The 7,780-nt window shown below is 54.5% G+C and carries 7 protein-coding genes; 4 read left to right on the plus strand and 3 right to left on the minus strand.

All coding sequences use genetic code 11. The annotated features are described in order from the left end of the window. The first annotated feature begins 163 nt into the window (after window positions 1-163). On the plus strand, window positions 164-436 hold the full coding sequence (hupA, locus tag FEK43_RS20230; protein ID WP_001044513.1) for a nucleoid-associated protein HU-alpha: 273 nt from the start codon (window positions 164-166) through the stop codon (window positions 434-436). Window positions 437-448: 12 nt separating this feature from the next. Then, complete coding sequence (locus FEK43_RS20235; RefSeq protein ID WP_130210175.1) at window positions 449-1,144, plus strand: DUF1481 domain-containing protein; 696 nt, start codon at window positions 449-451, stop codon at window positions 1,142-1,144. Window position 1,145: 1 nt separating this feature from the next. Here FEK43_RS20235 and zraP read toward each other — a convergent pair whose 3' ends face one another. Then, window positions 1,146-1,574, minus strand: coding sequence for a zinc resistance sensor/chaperone ZraP (zraP, locus tag FEK43_RS20240; protein WP_130210163.1), 429 nt, complete (start codon window positions 1,572-1,574; stop codon window positions 1,146-1,148). 237 nt (window positions 1,575-1,811) lie between these two features. Between zraP and zraS the strand changes: the two genes are divergently transcribed. Both zraS and zraR read left to right on the plus strand, forming a co-directional pair. Beyond that, a complete protein-coding gene (zraS, locus tag FEK43_RS20245; protein WP_135408605.1) occupies window positions 1,812-3,209 on the plus strand; it encodes a two-component system sensor histidine kinase ZraS in 1,398 nt (465 codons plus the stop codon). Further along, the gene (gene zraR / locus FEK43_RS20250) at window positions 3,206-4,531 is read left to right on the plus strand and encodes a sigma-54-dependent response regulator transcription factor ZraR (RefSeq protein WP_130210167.1); all 1,326 of its coding nucleotides are present in this window, start codon (window positions 3,206-3,208) and stop codon (window positions 4,529-4,531) included. Before zraS ends, zraR begins: the two co-directional genes overlap by 4 nt. On the opposite strand, the gene purD is transcribed toward zraR, so the two are convergent. Together purD and purH are read right to left on the minus strand one after the other, a co-directional pair. Continuing rightward, window positions 4,528-5,817: a phosphoribosylamine--glycine ligase gene (gene purD, locus FEK43_RS20255; RefSeq protein WP_135408607.1), complete on the minus strand. Its 1,290-nt coding sequence runs from the start codon at window positions 5,815-5,817 to the stop codon at window positions 4,528-4,530. The genes zraR and purD overlap by 4 nt on opposite strands. An 11-nt stretch (window positions 5,818-5,828) precedes the next feature. Next, a complete protein-coding gene (purH, locus tag FEK43_RS20260) occupies window positions 5,829-7,418 on the minus strand; it encodes a bifunctional phosphoribosylaminoimidazolecarboxamide formyltransferase/IMP cyclohydrolase (RefSeq protein ID WP_021576029.1) in 1,590 nt (529 codons plus the stop codon). Window positions 7,419-7,780 lie beyond the last annotated feature (362 nt).

The following is a 7,780-nucleotide window of genomic DNA, read 5'->3' on the forward strand; positions in this document are numbered from 1 at the left end:
CTGATTTGTCGTACCTGGAGTCTTCCCTTTCGCCCCCCGTCTGGTCTACATTTGGGGGGCGAAAAAAAGTGGCTATCGGTGCGCGTATGCAGGAGAGTGCTATTCTGGCATTTCCGTCGCACTCGATGCTTAGCAAGCGATAAACACATTGTAAGGATAACTTATGAACAAGACTCAACTGATTGATGTAATTGCAGAGAAAGCAGAACTGTCCAAAACCCAGGCTAAAGCTGCTCTGGAGTCCACTCTGGCTGCAATTACTGAGTCTCTGAAAGAAGGCGATGCTGTACAACTGGTTGGTTTCGGTACCTTCAAAGTGAACCACCGCGCTGAGCGTACTGGCCGCAACCCGCAGACCGGTAAAGAAATCAAAATCGCCGCTGCGAACGTACCGGCATTTGTTTCTGGCAAGGCACTGAAAGACGCAGTTAAGTAAGATTGCGTGGCAGTGAACAGTTTTAACGAAGGGGTGGTTTCACCCCTTTTGTCTTTCTGGCGTCGCTCATTGATGCTGGCAGGCGCGCTGTTTCTTACTGCTTGTAGCCATAACTCCTCACTTCCTCCCTTTACCGCCAGTGGATTTGCTGAAGATCAGGGCGCGGTACGCATCTGGCGAAAAGACAGCGGCGATAATGTCCATCTGCTTGCCGTATTTAGCCCGTGGCGCAATGGCGATACCACGACGCGAGAGTATCGCTGGCAGGGCGATAACCTCACGCTTATCAATATCAATGTTTACAGCGAACCGCCGGTGAACATTCGCGCGCGTTTTGACGATCGCGGCGATCTGAGCTTTATGCAACGTGAATCCGACGGGGAAAAGCAGCAGCTTTCTAACGACCAAATTGATTTATATCGTTATCGTGCTGACCAAATCCGCCAGATTAGCGATGCCTTACGTCAGGGGAGAGTCGTGCTGCGTCAGGGGCGCTGGCATGCGATGGAACAGACCGTGACCACCTGCGAAGGGCAAACCATTAAACCTGATTTAGATTCGCAGGCGATAGCGCATATCGAGCGCCGCCAGAGCCGCTCTTCTGTTGATGTCAGCGTGGCATGGCTGGAAGCGCCCGAAGGTTCGCAATTACTGTTGGTGGCAAACTCTGATTTCTGTCGCTGGCAACCCAACGAGAAAACGTTCTGATTTACCAGTGGCCCATTCCCATATGACCGCCACCACCACCGCAGCCGCCGTAACCCATGCCCATTCCGGTACCGCGCGGAATACCCGCTTCAGCCATCGCAATATCCCGTTTCACCCGTAACTCATCTAACGACTGACGCAAAGCCTCCATCTCTTTGGCGACCGCGTTAATTTTGCTGCTATCCGGTGGATTAGCGGCTAACAGGGCATTGTATTCATAACGCTTCGTCACCAGTTGCTGTTGCAGTGCGCTGCTTTGAGCGTAAAAGTCATTATGGATTTTCTGCCACGCTGTCTGTTGTTCGCTGGTCAAAGGCACGGCATTTTGCTGCCACATACCGTGTCCGCCGTGAGCAAATGCAGATGTCGATCCCATCGTCATTGCTGAAAGCGCCATCATCACCAGGGCAATTTTCGTGTTCCGTTTCATGGTTAATCCTCCAGTGGTTGTCTTACTTTGGGTATTGCATCTTTCGTGCCAACAACGAAACGCTGATATGACGGGCAATCTGGCGTGATAAGCGAGTAAAAATGACTCGCCTGCTGTGGGTAGCGAGTCATTTTTACTCATTGAAACTTAAGTCTTTGTGCTACAGAGCAGGGTAAGCGCTGCTAAAAGATGGCATGATTTCTGCTGTCAAAAAGAGATGAACAGGCAAAGAAGAAGATACGTTTTATGCGACGTTCTAAAGACACCTTAGCCAAATGGTTAAGCGCGATCCTCCCCGTGGTCATTGTTGGGCTGGTGGGATTGTTTGCGGTAACGGTGATTCGTGATTATGGGCGGGCAAGCGAGGCTGACCGTCAGGCATTACTGGAAAAAGGTAATGTGCTCATTCGCGCTCTGGAGTCAGGAAGCCGCGTAGGGATGGGGATGCGAATGCACCATGTGCAGCAACAGGCGCTTCTGGAAGAGATGGCTGGCCAGCCTGGGGTGTTGTGGTTTGCGGTCACCGATGCACAGGGCATCATCATTCTTCACAGTAACCCCGAAATGGTTGGGCGTGCACTCTATTCTCCTGATGAAATGCAGCAGTTAAAGCCAGAGGAAAACTCCCGCTGGAGACTGCTTGAGGATGCAGAAAAAACGCCTGCGCTTGAGGTCTATCGTTTGTTCCAGCCAATGTCATTGCCCTGGCGGCATGGTATGCACAATATGCCGCGCTGTAACGGCAAAGCTGTGCCACAGGCAGAAGCACAACAGGCTATTTTCATCGCCGTTGACGCCAGCGATCTGGTTGCAACCCAGAGTGGGGAAAAGCGCAATACCCTGATTATCCTCTTCGCCCTGGCGACGGTCTTGCTGGCAAGCGTGTTGTCATTCTTCTGGTATCGCCGGTATCTGCGCTCGCGCCAGCTTCTACAAGATGAAATGAAGCGCAAAGAGAAGCTGGTGGCACTGGGGCATCTGGCGGCAGGCGTTGCCCACGAAATCCGTAACCCACTTTCCTCGATTAAAGGGCTGGCGAAATACTTTGCCGAACGCGCGCCAGCAGGGGGAGAAGCGCATCAACTGGCGCAGGTGATGGCGAAAGAAGCCGACCGTTTAAACCGCGTGGTAAGCGAGCTGCTGGAACTGGTTAAACCAACGCATCTGGCTTTGCAGGGGGTGGATCTCAACACTCTGATTAACCACTCATTACAGCTGGTAAGCCAGGATGCAAACAGCCGGGAGATCCAGTTACGCTTTACCGCCAACGACATGTTGCCGGAAATTCAGGCTGATCCGGACAGGCTGACTCAGGTCCTGTTGAATCTCTATCTCAATGCTATTCAGGCGATTGGTCAGCATGGCGTGATTAGCGTGACGGCCAGCGAAAGCGGCGCAGGCGTGAAAATTAGCGTTACTGACAGCGGTAAGGGAATTGCGGCGGATCAGCTTGAAGCCATCTTCACCCCGTATTTCACCACGAAGGCCGAAGGCACCGGACTGGGGCTGGCGGTCGTGCATAATATTGTTGAACAACACGGTGGTACAATTCAGGTCGCAAGCCAGGAGGGAAAAGGCGCAACGTTCACCCTCTGGCTTCCGGTCAATATTACGCGTAAGGACCCACAAGGATGACGCACGATAATATCGATATTCTGGTGGTGGATGATGACATTAGCCACTGCACTATTTTGCAGGCATTGCTGCGCGGCTGGGGCTATAACGTCGCGCTGGCGAACAGCGGGCGACAGGCGCTGGAGCAGGTGCGGGAACAGGTTTTTGATCTTGTGCTTTGCGATGTGCGAATGGCAGAGATGGACGGCATCGCCACGCTGAAAGAGATCAAAGCGTTAAATCCGGCGATTCCGGTACTGATTATGACCGCTTACTCCAGCGTCGAGACGGCGGTAGAGGCGTTGAAAACCGGGGCGCTGGATTATCTCATCAAACCGCTGGATTTCGATAACCTGCAGGCGACGCTGGAAAAGGCGCTCGCGCATACGCACAGTGTCGATGCTGAAATACCTGCGGTGTCCGCCAGCCAGTTCGGGATGGTTGGTAAAAGCGCAGCGATGCAACACCTGCTCGGTGAAATTGCCCTTGTCGCGCCATCGGAAGCCACGGTGCTGATCCACGGCGATTCCGGTACCGGTAAAGAGCTGGTCGCCAGGGCGATTCACGCCAGTAGCGCACGTAGCGAAAAACCGCTGGTAACGCTCAACTGTGCGGCACTCAACGAATCCTTGCTGGAATCTGAATTGTTCGGTCACGAAAAAGGGGCGTTTACCGGAGCCGATAAACGCCGGGAAGGGCGCTTTGTTGAGGCGGACGGCGGCACGCTGTTTCTCGATGAAATTGGCGATATCTCGCCGATGATGCAGGTTCGTCTGCTGCGTGCGATTCAGGAGCGTGAAGTTCAGCGTGTCGGCAGCAACCAGACTATTTCGGTCGATGTCCGGCTGATTGCCGCGACCCATCGCGATCTTGCCGCAGAGGTAAATGCCGGGCGTTTTCGCCAGGATCTCTACTATCGCCTGAACGTGGTGGCGATTGAAGTGCCATCGCTGCGGCAACGGCGGGAGGATATTCCTCTGCTGGCTAACCATTTTCTTCAGCGGTTTGCCGAACGCAATCGCAAAGCGGTAAAAGGCTTTACGCCACAGGCAATGGATCTGTTGATTCATTACGATTGGCCGGGAAATATTCGCGAGCTGGAAAATGCGGTGGAACGGGCGGTGGTGCTGCTGACCGGGGAATATATTTCCGAACGCGAGCTGCCGCTGGCGATTGCGAGTACGCCGATCCCGCTGGCGCAAAGTCAGGATATTCAGCCGCTGGTGGAAGTGGAAAAAGAGGTGATTCTGGCGGCACTGGAGAAAACGGGCGGCAACAAAACCGAAGCCGCCCGTCAGTTAGGGATCACGCGTAAAACGCTATTGGCAAAACTGTCGCGTTAGTTCTGCTCGCGTTCGATAGCGCGCCAGCCGATATCTTTCCGGCAGAAGCAGTCATCCCAGTGGATATCGGTCATTAAGGCATAGGCGCGTTTCTGCGCCTCTGCCACGGTATGACCCAGCGCGGTGATGCAAAGTACGCGCCCGCCGCAGGTCACTACCTGCTCGTCATCCGCCAGTTTCGTGCCAGCGTGGAACACTTTGCCGCCTGCCACTTCTTCCAGCGGCAGGCCGTGGATCACATCGCCGGTGCGGTAATCAGCCGGATACCCGCCCGCAGCCATCACCACGCCGAGAGATGCACCTTCATCCCACTCTGACGTTTTCTCGTCCAGCTTGCCTTCACAGGCTGCCAGGCAGAGCTCAACCAGATCGGACTTCATGCGCAGCATAATCGGCTGGGTTTCCGGATCGCCAAAGCGGCAGTTAAACTCGATAACCTTCGGGTTGCCCTGTTTGTCGATCATCAGGCCCGCATAGAGAAAACCGGTGTAGGTGTTGCCTTCCGCCGCCATGCCTTTCACGGTTGGCCAGATGATACGTTCCATGGTGCGCTGATGAACTTCATCAGTTACCACTGGCGCAGGGGAGTAAGCGCCCATTCCGCCAGTGTTTGGTCCGGTATCTTTATCGCCTACGCGTTTGTGATCCTGGCTGGTGGCCATCGGCAGCACATGCTCGCCGTCCACCATCACGATAAAACTCGCTTCTTCGCCGTCGAGGAACTCTTCGATCACAATGCGATGACCCGCGTCGCCAAAAGCGTTGCCCGCCAGCATATCGTGAACAGCCGCTTCGGCTTCTTCCAGCGTCATCGCCACGATAACGCCTTTCCCGGCAGCCAGACCGTCAGCTTTAATGACGATTGGCGCGCCTTTCTCACGCAGATACGCCAGCGCTGGTTCTACCTCGGTGAAGTTCTGGTATTCCGCCGTAGGGATTTTATGGCGGGCCAGGAAATCTTTGGTAAACGCTTTCGAGCCTTCAAGTTGCGCGGCACCTGCGGTTGGGCCGAAGATTTTCAGCCCGGCGGCGCGGAAGGTATCGACTACGCCTTTCACCAGCGGCGCTTCCGGGCCGACGATGGTCAGATCGATCTTTTCGTTTTGTGCGAAATCCAACAGCGCCGGGATATCGGTCACGCCGATAGCGACGTTTTGCAGCGTGGGTTCCAGCGCAGTGCCTGCATTACCCGGAGCAACAAAAACAGTTTCAACCAGCGGCGACTGGGCCGCTTTCCAGGCCAGTGCGTGCTCGCGCCCGCCGTTACCAATCACTAATACTTTCATCTGTCGCTCCATTAATGGCGGAAGTGGCGCATGTCGGTGAAGAGCATCGCAATACCGTGTTCATCGGCGGCGGCAATCACTTCGTCATCACGGATAGAACCGCCAGGCTGGATTACGCAGGTCACGCCTGCAGCGGCGGCGGCATCAATACCGTCGCGGAACGGGAAGAACGCGTCAGAAGCCATCGAGGAACCTTTCACTTCCAGGCCTTCATCGGCAGCTTTAATACCGGCGATTTTCGCGGAGTACACGCGGCTCATCTGGCCCGCGCCAATACCGATGGTCATATTGTTTTTGGCATAGACGATGGCGTTGGATTTCACGAACTTCGCCACTTTCCAGCAGAACAGCGCATCACGCAGTTCCTGTTCGGTCGGCTGGCGTTTGGTGACGACGCGCAGTTCTTCCGCGCCGACCATCCCCAGGTCACGATCCTGAACCAGCAGACCGCCGTTCACGCGTTTGAAATCAAGACCCGGAATACGTTCGCCCCACTGACCGCAGGTCAGAACGCGTACGTTCTGCTTGGCGGCGGTGATTTTCAGGGCTTCTTCGCTGGCGGACGGCGCAATAATCACTTCGACAAACTGACGAGAAATGATGGCCTGTGCGGTTTCAGCATCCAGCTCGCGGTTAAAGGCGATAATGCCGCCGAATGCGGAGGTTGGGTCGGTTTTGTACGCGCGATCGTAAGCATCAAGAATAGAATTGCCGATGGCCACGCCGCAAGGGTTGGCGTGTTTCACAATCACACATGCCGGCTCGGCGAATTCTTTCACGCACTCCAGCGCCGCATCGGTATCGGCGATGTTGTTATAAGAGAGGGCTTTACCCTGAACCTGGGTTGCGGTGGCAACGGAGGCTTCTTTGACATTCTCTTCTATATAGAAGGCTGCCTGCTGGTGGCTGTTCTCGCCGTAGCGCATATCCTGCTTCTTAATGAAGTTCAGATTCAGCGTACGCGGGAAGCGACCGGCGGCTTCTTTGCTTTCACCGTGGTAAGCCGGAACCATGCTGCCGAAGTAGTTGGCAATCATGCTGTCGTAGGCGGCGGTGTGTTCGAAGGCTTTGATGGCGAGGTCGAAACGGGTTGCAAGAGTCAGCGAACCTTCGTTGGCATCCATCTCTTTAATAATGGCGTCGTAGTCGCTGCTCTTCACGACGATTGCGACATCTTTATGGTTCTTGGCGGCGGAGCGCACCATGGTTGGGCCGCCGATATCGATGTTCTCAACCGCATCTTCCAGCGAGCAACCTTCACGGGCCACGGTCTGGGCGAACGGATACAGGTTAACAACCACCATATCGATAGGCTGGATCTGATGTTCTTCCATAATGGCATCGTCCTGGCCGCGACGGCCCAGAATGCCACCATGTACTTTCGGATGCAGGGTCTTCACGCGTCCATCCATCATCTCCGGGAAACCGGTGTAATCGGAAACTTCGGTTACCGGCAGACCTTTTTCTGCTAACAGACGGGCAGTGCCCCCTGTAGACAGCAGCTCCACACCGCGTGCGGAAAGTGCCTGGGCGAATTCGACGATACCGGCTTTGTCAGAAACACTGAGCAGAGCGCGGCGGACTGGACGACGTTGTTGCATGGTAAATCCCCTGGATTTGACTATTACAGAGAGCGTTAGCTGAATTTTTCGCGAAAAACTCAGCTAACGCCCCTAACGGGGCATCCTTATTTTTCGCCCGCATTGTAACGAAAACGTTTGCGCAACGCTCGCGAATTTTTCTCTTTCAATGGCGATCACTATTTTGACTGTGCTTACCGTGTGAGAAATGCAGAAATTATGCTGATGATTGTGGATAACTCTGTGCGTAAAAAGGTATAAAGCGGGGTTTTGCTGGGGAATGCAGCAGTCAGTCATTTTTTTGCAATTTTTCTATTGCGGCCTACGGAGAACTCCCTATAATGCGCCTCCATCGACACGGCGGATGTGAATCACTTCACACA

This window comes from Escherichia sp. E2562 (assembly GCF_005781075.1).
Lineage (GTDB): Bacteria > Pseudomonadota > Gammaproteobacteria > Enterobacterales > Enterobacteriaceae > Escherichia.